Annotated in this window: 18 protein-coding genes; 11 read left to right on the forward strand and 7 right to left on the reverse strand. The window is 61.5% G+C overall.

Features of this window, described 5'->3' with window-relative positions; genetic code table 11:
• The first annotated feature begins 168 nt into the window (after positions 1-168).
• The 4 genes from AB4N53_RS09795 (at position 169) to AB4N53_RS09810 (ending at position 5,856) form a co-directional block, all read left to right on the forward strand.
• Positions 169-1,332, forward strand: a complete 1,164-nt coding sequence (locus tag AB4N53_RS09795) for an isovaleryl-CoA dehydrogenase (protein ID WP_186622035.1) — start codon at positions 169-171, stop codon at positions 1,330-1,332.
• Between the two features lie 100 nt (positions 1,333-1,432).
• Positions 1,433-3,037: a carboxyl transferase domain-containing protein gene (locus AB4N53_RS09800; protein WP_129999581.1), complete on the forward strand. Its 1,605-nt coding sequence runs from the start codon at positions 1,433-1,435 to the stop codon at positions 3,035-3,037.
• Positions 3,038-3,094: 57 nt separating this feature from the next.
• Positions 3,095-3,907: a gamma-carboxygeranoyl-CoA hydratase gene (locus AB4N53_RS09805; protein ID WP_460120136.1), complete on the forward strand. Its 813-nt coding sequence runs from the start codon at positions 3,095-3,097 to the stop codon at positions 3,905-3,907.
• The gene (locus tag AB4N53_RS09810) at positions 3,907-5,856 is read left to right on the forward strand and encodes an acetyl/propionyl/methylcrotonyl-CoA carboxylase subunit alpha (RefSeq protein WP_460120138.1); all 1,950 of its coding nucleotides are present in this window, start codon (positions 3,907-3,909) and stop codon (positions 5,854-5,856) included. The genes AB4N53_RS09805 and AB4N53_RS09810 overlap by 1 nt, the downstream gene beginning before the upstream one ends.
• 42 nt (positions 5,857-5,898) lie before the next feature.
• On the opposite strand, the gene AB4N53_RS09815 is transcribed toward AB4N53_RS09810, so the two are convergent.
• On the reverse strand, positions 5,899-6,558 hold the full coding sequence (locus AB4N53_RS09815) for a LexA family protein (protein ID WP_460120140.1): 660 nt from the start codon (positions 6,556-6,558) through the stop codon (positions 5,899-5,901).
• Between the two features lie 130 nt (positions 6,559-6,688).
• Between AB4N53_RS09815 and AB4N53_RS09820 the strand changes: the two genes are divergently transcribed.
• Positions 6,689-7,087, forward strand: coding sequence for a DUF6124 family protein (locus AB4N53_RS09820; protein WP_460125404.1), 399 nt, complete (start codon positions 6,689-6,691; stop codon positions 7,085-7,087).
• Positions 7,088-7,191: 104 nt separating this feature from the next.
• Here the strand turns inward: AB4N53_RS09820 and AB4N53_RS09825 are convergent, their stop codons facing one another.
• Entirely contained in the window at positions 7,192-7,410 is a 219-nt protein-coding gene (locus tag AB4N53_RS09825) for a hypothetical protein (RefSeq protein ID WP_125927390.1), read from the reverse strand.
• A 95-nt stretch (positions 7,411-7,505) separates the two neighbouring features.
• Here AB4N53_RS09825 and AB4N53_RS09830 point away from each other — a divergent pair, with 95 nt between their 5' ends.
• On the forward strand, positions 7,506-8,657 hold the full coding sequence (locus AB4N53_RS09830) for a M14 family metallopeptidase (RefSeq protein WP_460120142.1): 1,152 nt from the start codon (positions 7,506-7,508) through the stop codon (positions 8,655-8,657).
• 59 nt (positions 8,658-8,716) lie between these two features.
• Here the strand turns inward: AB4N53_RS09830 and AB4N53_RS09835 are convergent, their stop codons facing one another.
• The gene (locus AB4N53_RS09835; RefSeq protein WP_460120144.1) at positions 8,717-9,262 is read right to left on the reverse strand and encodes a cytochrome b; all 546 of its coding nucleotides are present in this window, start codon (positions 9,260-9,262) and stop codon (positions 8,717-8,719) included.
• Positions 9,259-10,365 carry a catalase family peroxidase gene (locus tag AB4N53_RS09840; RefSeq protein WP_460120146.1) on the reverse strand — a complete coding sequence of 369 codons (1,107 nt, stop codon included), beginning with the start codon at positions 10,363-10,365 and terminating at the stop codon, positions 9,259-9,261. Before AB4N53_RS09840 ends, AB4N53_RS09835 begins: the two co-directional genes overlap by 4 nt.
• A gap of 156 nt (positions 10,366-10,521) precedes the next feature.
• On the opposite strand from AB4N53_RS09840, the gene AB4N53_RS09845 reads away from it, so the two are divergent.
• The 4 genes from AB4N53_RS09845 to AB4N53_RS09860 all read left to right on the forward strand — a co-directional run bounded on the left by AB4N53_RS09845 (position 10,522) and on the right by AB4N53_RS09860 (position 14,646).
• Positions 10,522-11,028, forward strand: a complete 507-nt coding sequence (locus AB4N53_RS09845) for an RNA polymerase sigma factor (RefSeq protein WP_016775320.1) — start codon at positions 10,522-10,524, stop codon at positions 11,026-11,028.
• Positions 11,025-11,780: an anti-sigma factor family protein gene (locus AB4N53_RS09850; RefSeq protein ID WP_460120149.1), complete on the forward strand. Its 756-nt coding sequence runs from the start codon at positions 11,025-11,027 to the stop codon at positions 11,778-11,780. The genes AB4N53_RS09845 and AB4N53_RS09850 overlap by 4 nt, the downstream gene beginning before the upstream one ends.
• Before the next feature lie 208 nt (positions 11,781-11,988).
• Entirely contained in the window at positions 11,989-13,119 is a 1,131-nt protein-coding gene (gene zapE, locus AB4N53_RS09855) for a cell division protein ZapE (RefSeq protein WP_460120151.1), read from the forward strand.
• Positions 13,120-13,332: 213 nt separating this feature from the next.
• Positions 13,333-14,646 (forward strand): protein kinase, encoded by a 1,314-nt coding sequence (locus tag AB4N53_RS09860; RefSeq protein WP_460120153.1) that lies wholly within the window; start codon positions 13,333-13,335, stop codon positions 14,644-14,646.
• Positions 14,647-14,748: 102 nt separating this feature from the next.
• On the opposite strand, the gene AB4N53_RS09865 is transcribed toward AB4N53_RS09860, so the two are convergent.
• Complete coding sequence (locus AB4N53_RS09865) at positions 14,749-15,453, reverse strand: YebC/PmpR family DNA-binding transcriptional regulator (RefSeq protein WP_039763362.1); 705 nt, start codon at positions 15,451-15,453, stop codon at positions 14,749-14,751.
• Positions 15,454-15,674: 221 nt separating this feature from the next.
• Between AB4N53_RS09865 and AB4N53_RS09870 the strand changes: the two genes are divergently transcribed.
• Positions 15,675-17,069, forward strand: coding sequence for a type VI secretion system Vgr family protein (locus AB4N53_RS09870; RefSeq protein ID WP_460120155.1), 1,395 nt, complete (start codon positions 15,675-15,677; stop codon positions 17,067-17,069).
• 8 nt (positions 17,070-17,077) lie between these two features.
• Here the strand turns inward: AB4N53_RS09870 and AB4N53_RS09875 are convergent, their stop codons facing one another.
• Together AB4N53_RS09875 and AB4N53_RS09880 are read right to left on the reverse strand one after the other, a co-directional pair.
• Positions 17,078-18,469 carry an FAD-dependent oxidoreductase gene (locus AB4N53_RS09875; RefSeq protein WP_460120157.1) on the reverse strand — a complete coding sequence of 464 codons (1,392 nt, stop codon included), beginning with the start codon at positions 18,467-18,469 and terminating at the stop codon, positions 17,078-17,080.
• A 72-nt stretch (positions 18,470-18,541) separates the two neighbouring features.
• Entirely contained in the window at positions 18,542-19,867 is a 1,326-nt protein-coding gene (locus AB4N53_RS09880) for an MFS transporter (RefSeq protein ID WP_460120159.1), read from the reverse strand.
• Positions 19,868-19,952: the final 85 nt, after the last annotated feature.

A 19,952-nucleotide genomic window follows, 5' to 3' on the forward strand; every position in this document is an offset into this window, starting at 1 on the left:
TCCCCCAAAAACAAACCGATATCTGATCCTGAACTGCCCTTACTCTCGCCCAAGTTGACGTTTACGTAAAGCCGATTGACAGTCGAACTGCGGAAGCTTTACGTTAACGTAAAGCTGAACGCCGATTCGTCGTGCGCTCCACCCGATAAAAAAGCCAAAAGGTGACCCATGAGCTATCCATCCCTGAATTTCGCCCTCGGTGAAACCATCGACATGCTGCGCGATCAGGTGCAGTCCTTTGTCGCCGATCAGATCGCCCCGCGTGCCGCGCAGATCGACCAGGACAACCTGTTCCCCGCCGACATGTGGCGCAAATTCGGTGACATGGGCCTGCTCGGCATCACCGTGCCGGAAGAGTACGGCGGCGCCGGTCTGGGTTATCTGGCGCACGTGGTGGCGATGGAAGAAATCAGCCGTGGCTCGGCGTCGGTGGCGTTGTCCTACGGCGCGCACTCCAACCTCTGCGTCAACCAGATCAACCGCAACGGCAACCACGAACAGAAAACCAAATACCTGCCAAAACTGATCAGCGGCGAGCACGTCGGCGCCCTGGCGATGAGCGAGCCCAACGCTGGTTCCGACGTGGTTTCGATGAAACTGCGCGCCGACAAACGCGGCGACCGCTTCGTCCTCAACGGCAGCAAAACCTGGATCACCAACGGCCCCGACGCCAACACCTACGTGATCTACGCCAAGACCGATCTGGAAAAAGGCCCGCACGGCATCACTGCATTCATCGTCGAGCGCGACTGGAAAGGCTTCAGCCGCAGCAACAAGTTCGACAAGCTGGGCATGCGCGGCTCCAACACCTGCGAGCTGTTTTTCGATGACGTCGAAGTACCGGAAGAGAACATTCTCGGCGTGCTCAACGGTGGCGTGAAAGTGCTGATGAGCGGCCTCGATTATGAGCGCGTAGTGCTGTCGGGCGGGCCGACCGGAATCATGCAGTCGTGCATGGACCTGATCGTGCCGTACATCCACGACCGCAAGCAGTTCGGCCAGAGCATCGGCGAGTTCCAGCTGATCCAGGGCAAAGTCGCCGACATGTACACCCAGCTCAATGCCAGCCGCGCCTATCTGTACGCGGTGGCCCAGGCCTGTGAGCGCGGCGAAACCACACGCAAGGACGCGGCCGGGGTGATCCTCTACACCGCCGAACGCGCCACGCAAATGGCCCTCGACGCGATCCAGATTCTCGGCGGCAACGGCTACATCAACGAATTCCCCGCCGGCCGCCTGCTGCGCGACGCCAAGCTCTACGAAATCGGCGCCGGCACCAGCGAAATCCGCCGCATGCTGATCGGCCGTGAACTGTTCAACGAGACGAAATGAATTTCGTCAGCTGCAAGCCGCAAGCTACAAGAGAACCACGCTCTTGCCCCAACTTGCAGCTTGCCGCTTGTAGCTAGAAGCTGCTTACGGAGTAAGCCCCATGATTCTGCACACTCAGCTCAACCCGCGTTCAGCGGAGTTCGCCGCCAACAGCGCGGCGATGCTCAAACAGGTCGACGCGCTGCACACCCTGCTCGCCCAAGTGGCGCAGGGTGGCGGTGCGAAGGCTCAGGAACGCCACACCTCGCGGGGTAAATTGCTGCCGCGCGAGCGCATCAATCGCTTGCTTGATCCGGGCTCGCCGTTTCTCGAAATCAGCCAACTTGCCGCCCATGCGGTTTACGGCGAAGACGTCCCGGCTGCCGGGGTGATCGCCGGGATCGGCCGCGTCGAAGGCGTCGAGTGCATGATCGTCGCCAACGACGCGACGGTTAAAGGCGGCTCGTATTACCCGCTGACCGTGAAGAAACACCTGCGCGCTCAGACCATCGCCCAGCAGAATCGCCTGCCATGCATTTATCTGGTGGACTCGGGCGGCGCCAACCTGCCTCGGCAGGACGAAGTGTTTCCGGATCGCGAGCACTTCGGGCGGATCTTCTTCAATCAGGCCAACATGAGCGCCATGGGCATCCCGCAGATCGCCGTGGTCATGGGCTCGTGCACCGCTGGCGGCGCGTATGTGCCGGCGATGGCGGACGAGGCGATCATGGTGCGCAACCAGGCGACGATTTTCCTCGCTGGCCCGCCACTGGTAAAAGCCGCGACGGGCGAAGTGGTCAGCGCCGAAGACCTCGGCGGCGCCGATGTGCATTGCAAGACCTCCGGCGTGGCCGACCATTACGCCGAGAATGACGAACACGCCCTCGCCCTCGCCCGCCGCAGCGTCGCCAACCTCAACTGGCGCAAGCTCGGCGAGGTGCAGCAACGCACGCCGATCGCGCCGCTGTACCCCAGCGACGAGCTGTACGGCGTGGTTCCGGCCGACGCCAAGCAGCCTTTCGATGTGCGCGAGGTCATTGCGCGTTTGGTCGACGGCTCGGTGTTCGATGAATTCAAAGCGCTGTTCGGCACCACCCTGGTCTGCGGTTTCGCGCACTTGCACGGCTACCCGATCGCGATTCTGGCAAACAACGGCATTCTCTTCGCCGAAGCCGCGCAAAAAGGCGCGCACTTCATCGAACTGGCTTGTCAGCGCGGTATTCCACTGCTGTTTCTGCAGAACATCACTGGCTTCATGGTCGGGCAGAAATACGAGGCCGGCGGTATCGCCAAGCACGGCGCGAAACTGGTGACCGCGGTGGCCTGCGCCAAGGTGCCGAAATTCACCGTGATCATCGGCGGCAGCTTCGGTGCCGGCAACTACGGCATGTGCGGTCGCGCTTACGATCCGCGTTTCTTGTGGATGTGGCCGAATGCGCGGATCGGCGTGATGGGCGCCGAACAGGCCGCAGGCGTCTTGGTGCAGGTCAAACGCGAACAGGCCGAACGCAGCGGTCAGGCGTTCAGCGCCGAGCAGGAGACCGAGATCAAGCAGCCGATTCTCGACCAGTACGAAGAACAGGGTCACCCCTACTACTCCAGCGCACGACTGTGGGACGACGGCGTCATCGACCCGGCGCAGACCCGCGATGTGCTGGCCCTGGCCTTGTCCGCGTCGCTGAACGCGCCAATCGAACCGAGCCGCTTCGGCGTGTTCCGGATGTGATGCTTTTTGTGGGAGCGAGCCTGCTCGCTCCCACAAGAACCGTGGAGACGGATGAATATGAGCGACTTCAATACCCTCGAACTGCAAAACGACCCACGCGGTTTCGCGACGCTGTGGCTCAACCGCGCCGAGAAAAACAACGCCTTCAACGCCGAGATGATCCGCGAACTGATCCTCGCCCTCGACAAGGTCGCCAGCGATTCGAGCCTGCGTTTCCTGCTGCTGCGTGGGCGCGGCAAGCATTTCAGTGCCGGCGCCGACCTGGCCTGGATGCAGCAATCGGCGGAACTCGATTACCACACCAATCTTGACGATGCCCGCGAACTGGCCGAGCTGATGTACAACCTCGCCAAACTGAAAATCCCCACGCTGGCCGTGGTTCAGGGTGCGGCGTTCGGTGGCGCGCTGGGCTTGATCAGTTGCTGTGACATGGCGATCGGCGCCGATGACGCGCAGTTCTGCCTGTCGGAAGTGCGCATCGGCTTGGCGCCGGCGGTGATCAGTCCGTTCGTGGTGCAGGCGATCGGTGAACGGGCGGCGCGGCGTTACGCGCTGACGGCCGAGCGCTTCGGCGGCCAGCGGGCGCGGGAAATCGGCTTGCTCGCCGAGAGTTATCCTGCCGCTGAACTGGAGCAACAGGTCGAGCAATGGATCGACAATCTTTTGCTTAACAGCCCCGCCGCCATGCGCGCCAGCAAAGATCTGCTGCGTGAAGTCGGCAACGGCGCGCTGACCCCGGCCCTGCGCCGCTACACCGAAAATGCCATCGCGCGGATTCGCGTCAGCCCTGAAGGCCAGGAAGGCTTGCGCGCCTTCCTGCAAAAACGCCCACCGAACTGGCAAGCCGCATCCACCAAGGAGTCGCGTTGATGAGCGCACCTGTGATTACCACTGTGCTGGTGGCCAACCGTGGCGAAATCGCCTGCCGGGTCATGCGCACTGCCAAGGCACTGGGCCTGACCACAGTCGCCGTGCACAGCGCCACCGACCGCGATGCGCGGCACAGCCGTGAAGCCGATATTCGCGTTGACCTGGGCGGCAGCAAGGCTGCCGAGAGTTATCTGCAAATCGATAAATTGATCGCCGCCGCCAAGGCCAGCGGTGCCCAGGCGATTCATCCCGGCTACGGCTTTCTCTCGGAAAACGCCGGATTCGCCCGCGCCATTGAAGGCGCCGGACTGATCTTCCTCGGCCCGCCCGCCTCGGCCATCGATGCGATGGGCAGCAAATCCGCCGCCAAAGCGCTGATGGAGAAGGCCGGCGTGCCATTGGTGCCGGGCTATCACGGCGAAGCGCAGGATTTCGACACCTTCCGCGAAGCCTGCGAATGCATCGGTTATCCGGTGCTGCTCAAGGCTACGGCCGGCGGCGGTGGTAAAGGCATGAAAGTCGTCGAGGATGTCAGCCAATTGGCCGAAGCCCTCGCCTCGGCACAGCGCGAAGCGCAATCGTCATTTGGCGACTCGCGAATGCTGGTGGAGAAGTATCTGCTCAAGCCGCGTCACGTCGAGATTCAGGTGTTCGCCGATCAGCACGGCAACTGCCTGTATCTCAACGAACGCGATTGCTCGATTCAGCGTCGGCACCAGAAAGTTGTCGAAGAAGCTCCAGCACCGGGACTGACGCCGGCATTGCGCCGGGCGATGGGCGAAGCGGCTGTGCGTTCGGCGCAGGCGATCGGTTATGTCGGCGCCGGCACCGTGGAGTTTTTGCTGGATGCGCGCGGCGAATTTTTCTTCATGGAGATGAACACCCGATTGCAGGTCGAGCACCCGGTGACCGAAGCGATCACCGGGCTCGATCTGGTCGCCTGGCAGATCCGCGTCGCCCGTGGTGAAGTGCTGCCGATCACCCAGGCGCAGGTACCGCTCAATGGTCACGCGATTGAAGTACGCCTGTATGCCGAAGATCCGGTGAATGATTTCCTCCCGGCCACCGGGCGTCTGGACTTGTACCGCGAATCGGCGCAAGGGCCGGGGCGGCGGGTCGACAGCGGCGTTGAGGAAGGTGACGAGATATCGCCCTTCTACGACCCGATGCTCGGCAAACTGATCGCCTGGGGTGAAGATCGCGAGCAGGCACGCTTGCGTCTGTTGAGCATGCTCGACGAGTTTGCGATTGGCGGGCTGAAGACCAACATCAATTTCCTGCGCCGGATCATCGCGCATCCGGCGTTTGCAGCGGCAGAGCTGGATACCGGGTTCATTCCGCGTTATCAGGAGCAGTTGCTGCCAGCACCAGGCGCGTTGAGCGATGAGTTCTGGCAAGTGGCGGCGCAGGCGTTTGCGCAGAGTTCGCCCAAGCGTGCGCGGGCAGATGATCCCGCTTCGCCGTGGGCTTCAGGTGGCGGATTGCGAGCAGGTTTGCCGGCGGAAATCACTTTGCATTTGAGTTGCGAGGGACAGGATCGCGCGCTGACTTTGGGCTCTGCGGCCTCTGCGACACTGCTGGGCGAAGCGCTGGTCGTCGAGCATGACGGCGTGCGCCGCCCGTTGCGGGCGATTCGTCAGGGTGGTTCGTTGTATCTGCATTGGGACGGCGAATTACGGCGCATCGAGGCGTTCGATCCGATCAGTGCCGTTGAAGCCAGCCACAGCCATCAGGGCGGTCTGACCGCGCCAATGAACGGCAGCATCGTGCGTGTGTTGGTCGAACTGGGCCAGTCGGTCGAGGCCGGGGCGCAACTGGTGGTACTCGAAGCCATGAAGATGGAACACAGCATCCGCGCGCCGCACGCCGGGGTGATCAAAGCGCTGTACTGCCGGGAAGGCGATATGGTCAGTGAAGGCAGCGCTTTGGTGGAGCTGGAAGAAGAATGAAATGAAAGGATCGATCCTGGCGTTGAGCGAGGATCGATCCACTCAGTAACGCGCCGTTGCCTGAACCACCACGCCGATAATCCGGCATTCATCGGTGAGCAGGGTTTTCGGCCAGGTTGGATTGAGCGGCACCAGGTAACGCTGGCCGGCCTGCTCGTCGAGTTTGCGGAAAATCGCTTCTTCGCTGTCCGGCCACTGGGCGATCACCAGTTTGCCAGGCACTGGCTCCAGCTCTGGGTCAACCAGAATCAGCATGCCCTCGGCAATGCTCTGGCCGCTGGGCGCGGTCATCGAATCCCCCGTTACCGTCAGCCAGAACGCGGCACCGCCACGAGCGTGGTAATCCGTGAGTTCGAAGCGCTGCTTCGCTGATGCTCCGGGATAGCTCGCCGCCGCGTCGCGCACCTCGCACGGCGCTCGCCAGTCGTAAACCGGGTAACGGAAGTACGGGTTGTACTTCTGCGCCAGCGGCATCTCGTCATCGGCGGCGGGCTGCGGTTCGCGGATCACCAGCACGACTTCCAGGAAATCCATTCCCAGCGCCTTGAGCACCCGGTTCATTTCGGTAACACCGGGCTCGCGACGCTTGTTCAGCCAATGACCGATCCCGCCCTGGGACATGCCGACGCGCTCTCCGAGCTCTGTTTGAGTGACTTTGAGTTCACTCATCTTGGCCTTGACCAATTCAATCCATTTATCCATGTGCCGCACCTTACGCGGACGTCTTCGACCGGCAAAACACATATTGTAGTATTTAAATTCTCGTCACAAATACAGGCGGTACTATCCTAGGGAAACGGACTTTCAAATGAACATGGAGTGCCTTCTCATGATGAACATCAGCAGCAAAGACCTGCCCGATCTGCAAATCGACACCAGCTTCACCTCGCCCCAAGGTAACGCCGCCGCACAGCGCGCGTTGGACTACTACTTGAAACCGACTGTTTCGAAATCCGAAACGGACGAACGGTTCTTCGATGTCAAAAACCATCTCAGTGGCGAGGAAGCACTGGTGCACGCCTCGGACTTGTTGCGATGTGCAGCCGCCACCGCGTTCAAGGCGGCAGAAAACCTGCAAGGCACCAGTCGCGATCTGGCCTTTTCGGTGGTGCACATGGTGGATATGGCGCGGGCGATGGTCGACCATTCGATCGACAACGACGAAGTCACGGCGGACAAGGTACGGGCGGACAGGAAAGAATTTTCCCATCGCGCAGATAAAAACGTTTGACTTGCAAATGATAATGATTATTATTGCAAGCAGCTGGTCGCGAGATCAGTCGATGGACCAGAGACCTTAGGTCGGTCTTCTGGACTATCTCCTCATCAGGCTAATCACGGTTTTTGACCCGGCTTTTTGCCGGGTCTTTTTTTGCCCGTTTTTCGGGCTTGTGTCTTCAGGCTAATGAAGTCTTTGGGTGCTGCAAATTCGATGGCGCGGATAATATCAAAAGAATATTGATTGGCAAGCCGAGCCCGGCCACATTGGGCAAAACTAATGGCAATCAGCACTTGAGAATCAATCGCATAGCCTCTAAGCTGCTGGCGCGTCACGGAGGACGCCCCCCGCTACACCCGCAATTCCCCTCGGTTTCAGCATTGCCTGCGTGTAAAGTACCGGTCATAAAAATCCTGCTCAGGAAGCGACTATGACCGTGGCCAAATCTTCGTTCGACATCAGCGCCAATTTCGACAGCGGCAACATCCAAGTCATCGACATCAGCAACCCGCTCAATCCCGTCCTGGCCATCCGCCCGGACACCCGCAGCGCTCATTTTCAGTGGTTCCACTTCAAGGCCAGCGGCCTGCACGTACATCAGGAACACTGGTTTCGCCTGGTCAATGCCAGCCAGTCCTCCTACAACAAAGCCTGGACCGGTTATCAGGCAGTCGCTTCCTACGACCACGTCAACTGGTTCCGCGTCCCTACCAGCTTCGAAGGCGACAGCCTGCGCTTCTGCCTCGAAGCCGAACAGACCCATGCCTGGTTCGCCTACTTCGAACCTTACAGCCGCGGCCGTCACGATTGGTTGATCGAGCAGGCGCTGAGCAAGGCTGGCACCCAATTGCTGGCGACCGGCAAAAGTGTCGAAGGCCGTGACATCCAATTGCTGCGCAAAGGCAGCGGTGCCGAAGGCCAGCGCAAAGTCTGGATCATTGCCCAGCAGCACCCGGGCGAGCACATGGCTGAATGGTTCATGGAAGGCGTGATCGAGCGTCTGGAACGCCATGACGACCCGATTCTGAACAAACTGCTGGCGAGCGCCGATCTGTATCTGGTACCGAACATGAATCCGGACGGTGCCTTCCACGGCCACCTGCGCACCAACGCCATGGGCCAGGACTTGAATCGCGCCTGGCAGAACGCCAGTCAGAACATCAGCCCCGAAGTGCTTTTCGTCCAGCAGCAGATGGAAAAGTATGGCGTCGATGCGTTTATCGACGTACACGGCGACGAGGAAATCCCCCACGTCTTCACGGCCGGCTGTGAAGGCAACCCGGGCTTCACTGCGCGTATCGAAAAGCTTGAAGAGCATTTCCGCAGCCACCTCAAGCACACCACCAAAGACTTCCAGACCACCTACGGTTACACCCGCGACGAACCGGGCCAGGCCAATATGACACTGGCCTGCAACAGCGTTGGGCAGAAATTCGACTGCCTGTCGCTGACCCTGGAGATGCCGTTCAAGGACCACGACGACCACCCGGACAAGCTCACCGGCTGGTCGGGCAAACGTTCGAAGCAATTGGGCAAAGACGTGCTGACCACGCTCGCCGACATGGTCGACACCTTGCGCTGACTCCCTCCCCTGTAACAACAAAAGATCGCAGCCGGCCTGCGATCTTTTGCTTTAACCGGTCAGCCGCGATCGCGCCCGCGCAACATGCTGTCGAGCACTTCGTCACGACGCACCCAGCCATGGAACAGCGCCGCCGCCAGGTGCAGCAGCACCGTCAGAAACAGCAGATACGCCAGATAGCCATGCGCCTTGCGCAGCAGCGCAAACAGTTGCGGATCGGCCGGCACAATTGGCGGCAGATGCAGCGACGCCGAAAGCATCACCGGTTCGCCCGAGGCACTGATCATCGCCCAGCCGAGCAACGGCAATACCAGCATCAACGCGTACAACAAGACGTGAGAAGCCTTGGCTGCCAGCACCTGCCAGCCCGGCAGATCATCCGGCAACGGTGGCTGACGCGTGGTGAAGCGCACCAACAGACGCACGATCACCAGCGCCAGGATCGCGATGCCCAGTGGCTTGTGCAGATGTATGAGCCATTCATGGCGAGACGACACCGACGTGACCATGCCCGCACCGATAAACAGCATGGCGATGATCATCAACGCCATCAGCCAGTGCAGCAGGCGTGCCAGCAAAACGAAATGAGTCGGTTGCTTGCTCATGGGCGAGCCTCCTGTTTGGCGGCGGGCAACTGGCTGACTTCGCTGGTGCGACGCAGGTACGAATCGGCATAGCCGGCAGAACGCGCGGCAAGCAGTGGATCTTCCGAGCCTTGAATCCCGGCCGGGAGCACCAGCGGGTCGTAGTTGATGTCACGGCATTCACCGCTGAGCTGCGGCTGGGTTTTCTCCAGCACCAGAGTCCCGGCGTTCAGCACTTTGCGATCTGCGGGCCAGGTCTTGCTGGCATCGTTTACCGGGTCGCCAGCGTTGGCCAAGGTGATGTTCAACTGGAAGCGCAAAGGTGCGGCGGCCAGGCGTTGCACCAGATCCTTCTCGAGAAAATCGGCGCCTTCAGGAGCGGCGGCGCCTGCCGCGTCCTGGGCCAATGGCGTCATGCTCCAGCGCACGGCCTGTTTCTTGCCGTTGCCATCGACCAGATAGAACGCATTGATGCTGTTATAGGTTTCAGTGGCGTAGCTGGCCGAAGGTTTGGCGGTCTTCACCCAAGTCAAAAACGGCACGGCTTCTGGATGTGCAGCGAAGAACGCCGGCACCTTCGTCGGGTCGGGCTTGCCGGTGGCTGGATCCGGCGACTGCGCCTGCTGCAATTGGTAGAACGCCTCGGGCGTGCCCACCGGAAACACCGGCATGCTGTTCATCCCGGTGCGCCATTGCTGCCCGTCAGCCTGAGTGAAACGCAGTGCCAGACTGCGGATCGGCACGGCGCTGTCCGGCGCATAGGGATTGCCGGCCGGCAAGGCGAAACGCCCCACCACCGGCGTCTGCGGCAGGTTGAACACTTGTGCAGTAGAGAATGCCCGCGCCTCGCCGCTGCTTTCGAAATGGCCGATCACGCAGACTCCTTTGGCGTGATTGCGACGAAAGCCGGGATGCACGCCGTTGTTCTTCTCCAGCACATCGACCAGCGCCTTTGGCGTCAGTCGTTGTGGGTCAAGGTTGCCATGCACGTAGGCAAACGCCCCGGCCACAGCGGCGACGATCACGGCAATGCCGCCCAGTCGTAAAACCAGGCTCGCGGCGCTCAGTGGCTGGCGCGGCGGCCTGCCGGGCGGTGCAGCGTTGGGGGACGAGCGATCAACCATGAATATCTCCAGGCCATCGGCCACAAGTGGAAAGAGTCAGCAAGACGCACCCCGTCCGGGTTTATTCCACGGCGCGGTATTTATTTTGGCGCACGGGGAATAACCTGCACTGACGGGCGTCTTCCTAGTCCACAGCGTAGCGACCAGCAGAAATTCATGAGCGAATTCGACGAACAGTTGAGAGAAATCATTCCCAGATTGCGCCGCTTCGCCGTGTCGTTGACGCGCAACAGCAGCAGCGCCGACGATCTGGTCCAGGCCAGCCTCGAGCGGGCACTGTCAGCGTGGGGCGAAAAACGTGCCGAAGGCGACTTGCGCGCGTGGCTGTTTGCGATCCTCTATCGGCAATTTCTCGATGCGCACCGTCGCTCGCGGCGCTATGCGCGGATGCTGGAATTTTTCACCGGCCGCGACGATGCCGAACCCTCAGTGGAACGCACGGTAATCGCCCAGTCGACCCTGCAAGCCTTCGAACGCCTGCCCACCGAACAGCGCGCTTTGCTGCTGATGGTCTCGGTGGAAGGTCTGTCCTATAAAGAGGTCGCCGAGATCCTCGGCGCCCCGATCGGCACCGTGATGTCGCGCCTGTCCCGCGCCCGCCAGGCCTTGCGCCAACTCAGCGACGGCGAAATCAGCAGCCCTTCCTTGCGGATACTCAAATGATCAGCCTGCCTCCCAGCGAACGTGATTTGCACGCCTATGTCGACCACCAGCTCAGCGACGCCGACCGGCGCGTCCTCGAGACCTGGCTGACCAGCCACCCTGAAGAAGCGGCGCAGGTGCGCGCCTGGCAACGCGACGCCCAGCAGTTGCGCGCGGCGCTGAGTGGCGCGTTGCAGCAACCGGCCAATCCGGCGCTCGACCCGATGATGATTCGCCAGCGCCGCCGCCAGCAGTCCCGTCGCCACCTGGCCAGCGCGGCGGTGTTGCTCATTGCCGTGAGCATCGGCGGTTTCAGTGGCTGGCAGGCCCGGGAAATGACCCTGGCGCGCCCTGCGCCATTGCCGATGACTGACGCGTTGCAAGCCTATCGCCTGATCGCCCAGCAAGGCGTGCTGCCCGCCGATTACAAGGTCGAAAGCGATGGCGACATGCAGCGTTGGCTCGACCGTTACTTCAGCGACGCCAGGCGCTTGCCGGACTTGAAAGCTGCCGGATTCGAGCCGGTCAGCGGGCGTTTGCTCAGCACCGATGAAGGCGCGGCGGCGATGGTGATGTACGAGGACGGCAGCGGCCACAAGGTCAGTTTCTACCTGCGTCCGCCGGGGCCGAAAAACACCCTGTTGCCGCGCGGTTCGCGCAGCGATGGCGATCTGCAGGCCGATTATTGGTCAGGGCCGGGGTACAACTATGCGGTGGTCAGCCCGACCGACTCGCCGGCAGCGCAGTTGCTCAAGCAATCACCAGCGTTTTGAAATCCGCCCCTTGTAGGAGCTGACGAGTGCAACGAGGCTGCGATCTGTTGGCGACAACCCAAGATCAAAAGATCGCAGCCTCGTTGCACTCGTCAGCTCCTACAGGTGAACCGTGCACATATTTCATGGAGCCAGCCCCTGAGCTCTGGTTACACTTGGGCCACCGCGCTCCCGTTGGAGCCCCCCATCAACCAGGAGCCTGTCCCGCGTGCCCGCCCGAACGCCGAAACGATCACGACTGAGCCAACGCTGGCCGATTTTGCGTCGCCTGTTCGGCCAAGGCCTGCCCGCCAGCGCCGGGCACGATGCTCATGCCGCGACCATCCGCGATTATTTCCGCGACAAGGCCAAAAGCCAGGGCTACACCCTAAGCCGCAGTCAGCAGCAAGTCATCGACTGCATGGCGCAGCAAGCCAGCGTGCTGCTCGGCGACAGCGGCCACACGCCGCCGAGTCTGTACCTGTACGGCGCCGTCGGGCGCGGTAAGAGCTGGTTGCTCGACGGGTTCTTCCAGGCGCTGCCGATCACGCGTAAACGGCGCCTGCATTTCCATCAGTTCTTCGCTCGGTTGCACGACGGCATGTTCCGTCATCGCCAGCAGGAAGACGCGCTGGAAATCACCCTGGATGAGTGGCTGGAAGATTGCCAGGTACTGTGTTTCGACGAGTTTCACGTGCATGACATCGGCGACGCGATGCTGATCACGCGTTTGTTCAAGGCCCTGTTCAAACGGCGGATCATGCTGCTGGTGACCTCCAACTATGCACCCGAGGGCCTGCTGCCCAACCCGCTGTATCACGCACGCTTCAAACCGGTGATCGAGCTGATCAACACGCGCATGCAGGTGATGGAAGTCGGCGGCGCCCACGACTACCGCACGCTGAACCATCAACACACGCATCAAGTTTTCACCCAAGGACATTACGTGTGGCCGGCGACATCGGCTCAACGCCAGACCCTGAACCTGCCAGCAGCCGACGCGCCGGCCCTGGCCCTTGAGGTTGGCAAACGTCAGTTGCAGGCGCGTTTATGCGAGGGCCGAAGAGTCGCGTTCACCTTCAACGACTTGTGTGAACAGCCGACGGCGGTGATGGATTATCTGCAGCTGTGCCAGCGCTTCGACCAGTGGATCATCGATGACCTGCCACAGCTCGGCGAGTGTCCGATCGCCGTGCAACAGCGCTTCATCAATCTGATCGACGTGCTTTACGACCAGGACAAGCACCTGACCCTGCTCGGCCAGTTGCCGCTCGGCCAGAGCCTGGAAGGTCACGCCATAGACCTGGCACGCACGCGCAGCCGGTTGGGGCAATTGCAGGAAATCCACGAACCCAACTGAGACCCTGAACCCTGTGGGAGCGAGCCTGCTCGCGAAAGCGGTGTATCAGTTACATAAATTCTGACTGACATACCGCTTTCGCGAGCAGGCTCGCTCCCACAAGGTCACGGGCCAACTTCAATACCAGATAAACCAGAGATTGCTTTACCGCTATCATGGCGCCCATCCTCAGCGCCCCTCGCGTCGCTTCACCGATCAATGGCGAATCAAAACATGCACACCCTTGCTCAATTGCGCGCCGGCGAGTTGTCGGGCATTACCCGCCTCGACCTGTCCTGCGGGCTGACCGAATTCCCCCGCGAAATTTTCCAACTGGCCGCCACGCTGGAAGTGCTCAACCTCAGCGGTAATGCGTTATCCAGCCTGCCCGCTGACCTGCATCGCCTGACCCGCCTGCGCGTGCTGTTCTGCTCCGACAACCAGTTCACCGAACTGCCGGCGTGCCTCGGCCAGTGCACTGCGCTGACGATGGTCGGCTTCAAGGCCAACCGCCTCGTCAATGTGCCCGGTGCCGCCCTGCCGCCGCATCTGCGCTGGCTGATCCTCACCGATAACCGCATTGAGAACCTGCCGAAGGAACTGGGTGAGCGCCCCGCTTTGCAGAAGCTCATGCTCGCCGGTAATCGCCTGCGCTCGCTGCCAGAATCTCTGCGCGATTGTCATCGATTGGAATTGCTCCGCATCGCCGCCAACCAGCTCAACGAGCTGCCGCAGTGGCTGCTGACCTTGCCGAGCCTGACCTGGCTGGCCTACGCCGGCAATCCGCTGGAAACCGAAGCCGATGCCGCTGCCCTTGAGGCCACGCCGCTGATCGACTGGTCGACGCTGCGCCTGGAACAGCAACTGGGCGAAGGCGCTTCCGGGGTGATTTCCCGGGCGGTCTGGCAGCGTGACGATGGCACGGCGCAAGCGGTTGCGGTGAAGCTGTACAAAGGCGAAATGACCAGCGACGGCTCGCCGTTGCACGAGATGAACGCCTGCATCACCGCCGGTTTGCACCCCAACCTGATCCGCGTCGAAGGGCGCATCAGCGGCCACCCCGATCAACAGCAGGGTCTGGTGATGCAACTGATTGATCCGAGCTTTGGCAATCTCGCCGGCTTGCCGAGCCTGGACTCCTGCTCGCGGGATGTTTATGCCGAGGACTGCCGGTTCACAGCGGAGGTTGCCCTGCGCGTCGCTAAAGGCATCGCCTCAGCGGCCGAGCACCTGCACCGCCAAGGCATCACCCATGGCGATCTCTATGGCCACAACATTCTGTTGAACGATCGCGGCGATTGTCTGCTCGGGGATTTCGGCGCGGCCTCATTTCATGCCACCCGCGATGATCTGCAGACGCGCGCACTGCAGCGCCTGGAAGTCCGTGCGTTCGGTGTGTTGTTAGGGGAATTGCTGGAGCGTGTCGACTCAGGATTGAGCACGGAGCGGCGCGCGCAACTGCAGGCGCTGGAACGACGTTGCTGTCAGGCCGATGTGCTGGGACGGCCGGGGTTCAGTGAAGTCATCGAGGTGCTGGAGAATCTGTGACCGCTGCACGGTCATTCGCCAGCAGGCTCGCTCCCACATTGGACTGCATTGCAAATGTGGGAGCGAGCCCGCTCGCGAAGAGGGCCTTACTGACGCAACTGATCAGCCAGCCAGACCGACAAACATGTCCTGCACGTCATCATGGTTGTCGAGACCTTCGAGGAACGCTTCGACTTCAGCCATTTGCTCGTCGCTCAAGCCGCTGACCGGGTTCTTCGGCTGGTAGCCGAGTTTCGCCGACAACACGGTGAAACCCTGCTCGGGCAGAGCTTTCTGCACCGCGTCGAGGTCAGTCGGGTCGGTGAGAAACAGCGTCGCGCCCTCTTCACCCGGTTCGAAATCCTGAGCACCGGCTTCGATCGCCGCCATCTCCGGATCGGCGTCCGGGGTGTCCGGCGAAGCTTCGATCATGCCGACGTGGTTGAACATCCACGCCACCGAGCCGGAAGCGCCCAACTGGCCCTTGCGGAAGGCCACGCGGATTTCCGCGACGGTGCGGTTGATGTTGTCGGTGACGCATTCAACGATCAGCGGCACCTGATGCGGGGCAAAGCCTTCGTAGGTTACGCGATGGTATTGCACGGTTTCACCCAGCAGACCGGCGCCTTTCTTGATCGCGCGATCGAGGGTTTCTTTTGGCATCGAGGCTTTCTTCGCCTGCTCGACCACCAGACGCAGGTGTGCGTTGGTGGCGGTATCGGCACCGTTGCGTGCAGCAATGGTGATTTCCTTCACCAGTTTGCCGAAGATCTTCCCTTTGGCGTTGGCTGCCGCTTCTTTGTGTTTAACCTTCCACTGTGCGCCCATTACTCACTCTCTTGATCTGTGGCGCCGAGACATCTATTGGCCGACGCGTGGCGGCAAGTTTATACGGCCTATAGTCGGCAATCACCCAAAAAAACAGCCGGCGGAATCGACATCTTCACCAAAGCATGTAGGGGGATTCTGAAAAGCGCCTTTGACATGACCATTCAGCCTGACGGTTTCGTACCCTTGAAACCCCGTATCGCCTGACAGGGCCTGCTCGAATGCTCAATGACAAGGAAAGTCCGTTCACCCTTACTCTGACCGACAGCGAATTGCGCCTGCCGGTCGTGCGTTTTCGCGGCGAGGAAGCGTTGAACCAGCCCTACCGTTTCGACATCGAACTGCTCGGCCTCGCCCCGGCCATCGCCCCTGGCTCCTTTTTGCACAGGCCGGCCTTTCTGCGGCTGAGTGAACAGCACGGTTTCCACGGCGTCATTTCCAGCGCCAGCTGCGAACATCGCGGCACGCACCGGGTAGGCTATCGACTGACCCTGGTGCCGCATCTGCAACAACTGGCGAAAACGCATAAACGACGCGTGATTACCCATCTGAGTGTGCCGCAGATCATCCAGCAACTGCTCGAAGAACATGCCCTGCCAGCGCATGGCTACCGTATTGAAATGACCGTGGGCCATTACCCGGCGCGGGCGTTTTGCATTCAGTACGAAGAAAGCGACCTGGCACTGGTGCAGCGGCTATGCGAAGAAGAAGGCATCCACTATCACTTCGAACATGGGCCGGACGGACACGTCGTAGTGTTCGCCGACGACAGCCTGAGCCTGCCCCAGGAACCGATCGAAATTCCCTTCAATGTCGATGAGCAACCACCATCGCCGTGCGTCAGCGCGCTCTATCAACAGCATCGCGCGGCGCCGGTGCCAATGCTGCACGCAGTGCGCAATCGCGGTCAGCCAACCGGCAATGCCGAAGCAGCCAACGAAGTCTCGACCGAGTTGCCGATGCCCGCGCGATCGCTGGAACGTCTGCACGCCGAACAGCGCAGCCGGCGTCATCTGCAACGCCAACGCTGCCAGTTGCGCTCCATTCACGGGCGCAGCGATTGCAGCGAGGTGCTCAGTGGCCGATTGCTGTTGGTGACCGAGCACCCGATCCATTATTTCAACGAACAATGGCTGATCAGCGCCGTGCGCCACCACGGGCAGCACCCTTCGATTCTTGACCCGGCCGCAACTGTTCATCGCTATCACAACGATTTCACTGCACAGCCCTGGTCGAGCGACTTTCGCCCAGCACTCAAACAGCCGCGTCCGAATGTGGCCGGTTACCACCTGGCGCGGGTAGCGGGTGCGCCGGGGCAGCCAGCGCAAGTAGATGAAAACGGCTGCCTCGCCGTGATCTTGTGGCCCACTGAAAATCAGTACGGCAACGACAGTGACGCTCTCTGGCTGCCAATCGCCATGAACCGGCTCAGCGGCCCCGTCTCCGTCGATCAATTACCGCGCGCTGGCAGTGAAGTGTGGGTGAGTTTCCTCGACAGCGATCCGGACCGACCGATCCTGTGCCTCAGCCACGCACGCCAGCCGCCGGAGCGCGAATCAGAACCCGCCCGCGACAGCCTGTTGCTCGACTGGCTGAGCCACCGCGCCGAACATTGATCGGCGCCTCAGCCTTTGTCCGCCTTGCCCGCCGCCGCCGCGAACTTGGCCAGGCGCACGTCCAGATGCCGAGGCCGGCGCCCGTGATCTTCGGCGCGCTCCTTGCGGCGGATGGCGTTGCGCACCATCAACGAGCCGAGGTAGCGAATCGGTTCCGGCGGGAAATAACCCAGCGGCCCGTTGACCAGCGGCGAACGGGTCCACGGGTTATCCAGGCCTTGCACCAGCGCGGCGAGAATCTGCCCGCCCATGTGACAAGGGCCGACGCCGCTGCCGGAATAACCGAAGCCGTAAAACACATTGCCCGCCCCGCTCATCCGGCCGAAAAAAGGTAAACCGGTCACCGAACGATCCGACGGGCCGTTCCACGTCGCGTCGATTTTGACCTCGGCAAACGCCGGGAAGAAATCGGCGAGACTGCGCTTGAGCAATCCGGCATATGGCGACGGCTGATCGAACACCGGCAGCATCCGCCCGCCATAGGCGAAGGTGTTGCCGCCCTTGCCGAGCATGATCCGGCCGTCCGGGGTGTTGTGGTAGTAGTGCACGAAGATCCGCGAATCGAGGACGGTGACGCCGCTGGTCAAACCGATTTGCTGCAGCAGGTCCGGGCGCGGCTCGGTGATCAGCATGTCACTGGAAACAATCGCCACACTGCGTTCGAACTGAGGAAACGCGCGGGCCATCCACGCGTTCATCGCAAGTACCACTCGGTCGGCGATGACCTTGCCGCTCGGTGTGTGAATGCGTGCCGGGCGGCCCTCTTCCAGCCCGGTCATCGCCGTGCCTTCATGGATTTTCACGCCCAATTGCAGCGCCACCCGGCGCAGACCGCGCACCAGTTTGCCCGGTTGCACGCTGGCAGCCGCCGGGGAAAACCAGCCCTCCAGGTGTTTTGCTGAGCCAGCCATGCGCTGCACATCGGCGAGCGGTCGCTGGCTGAACGAGTTGATGCCGTTACGCTCCAGCGCCGCGATCACCGCGTCAGTTGCGCCGACCTGAGCGCGATTGGTCGCGGTGTACAGCGTGCCGTCGAGGCGGTAATCGGCATCGACGCCATAATGCTCGCAGAACTCGCCGATCGCATGGATGCTGCGCTCGGATTCCTTGACCAGACGCACCGCCTCGTCGACGCCGAACAAGCGTTCCAGGGTGAAATATTTTGCCGACCATGACAATGCACAGCCGCCGTTGCGGCCACTGGCACCGGCACCGCAGATGTCCGCCTCGATCAGCAGCACCTCCAGCTCGGGGTTTTGCTGCTTGAGCATGATCGCCGTCCACAGTCCGGTGTAGCCGCCGCCAACAATGCACACATCCGTGCGCACCTCGCCTTGCAGCGGTGGACACTGTTCGGATAGGTCGGCCTGCAAGGCCTGCTCGAGCCAGAACGGTCGCATGGGAAATCTCCAGTCAGAAAGCCACGACGCAACCTGCCGCGCACCGCGCAGCAGGCCACGGGGCGAGGGGTTTCAGGAACGCAACGGTTTGACGCTCAGCGCGCAGTTGGGGATCGCCGCACGCGGCTCCATCACGCCGACCGGCCGACTGTTCCAGTGCGGAATCAGCACCAGCGCCGAGAACAGCGCGCATCCGGCGAAGACGATGAACACCGTCACCGAGTCGAAGTAGCCCGGGAGCAAACCGCCGAGCACCGCGCCAACCGAGCCGCAGCCGTTGACGAAACCGGCGGCAGTGGCGCCGGCCTTGGCCTTGCCGAAATCGATGGCGGCCGCACCGCTGATCATCGAGTCCGGGCCGTACAACGTCAGGCCCATGACGAACAGCAGCGCGACGACCAACAACACGCTGCCGGTGTTCAGCACAGCCATGAACAACGCCAACGTCACGGTCAGCGCCAACAGGCTCAGCACGCAGGCCGGCATGCGTCGGGCGCCGAAGAGTTTGTCCGAGGCCAGGCCGATCATGATCGGCCCGAGCAATCCGGCCAGTTCAAACGCGGTGGGAATGATCGCCGCGCCGACCTTGCCGACACTGGGCATCTGTTCGAAAACAATCACCGGCCCCCACAACAGGATCGCGTAGCGCGCCGGTTTCAGCAGGAAATACGCCAGGCCCAGCACCAGCACCGTACGGTTGCGCAGGATCTCCTTCAGTGGCTCCCACACGCTGAGTTTGCTGTTGGCTTCGGTTTCTTCGACGGTCAGTTCCGGCTCGGGCTCCACCGCCGGCAAGCCGACGTCTTCCGGTGTGTTGCGCTGGAAGATAAAGAACAGCACGGCGACCACCGCGACCACCGCCGCGCTGGAAATGAACGCCGCGTGCCAGGTGCCGACCAGCGTATAGGCCCACCAGCCGGCGAACGGCGAGGCGACCAGACCACCAAACGCGTAGCAGGAACTCCACAAGCCGAGCACCCGCCCGCGCTGCGCTGCGGGGAAAAAACTGCCGAGGTTTTTACACAGCCCCGACCAGCCAGTGGACTGCGCCAAACCTTGAATCAACATGCACGTGGCGAAAATCGGCAAGGTAGCGAAACTGCCCATCACCAGCGCCGCAGCGGCGGATATCAGCAAACCGCCAAGCACCACGACTCGCGGACCGAAGCGATCGGCGAGCATCCCCCAGGTGAACTGACCGAGGGCATACGCCGCCAGATAGATCGCGTCGAGGTTGGCCATGGCCATTTTGTCGAGGGTGAAATCAGGGTCTTCGGCGATGCCCAGTTTGGCTACCGAAAAGGCTTTGCGGGTGAAGTAAAACGCGGCGTACGCGAGCCAGGTAATGGCGAAGATCTGCACGCGCCAACGCGCCAGGGTGCCGATGTGCTTGTTCATGGTGGTTCTGACCTCAGGGTGTGAGTGTGCCGGCAGAATCGTTAAGAAAAACGCCTGTGTTTTTTATTGTTGAGCACTGCGATAC

This window comes from Pseudomonas sp. H3_E04, assembly GCF_054668915.1.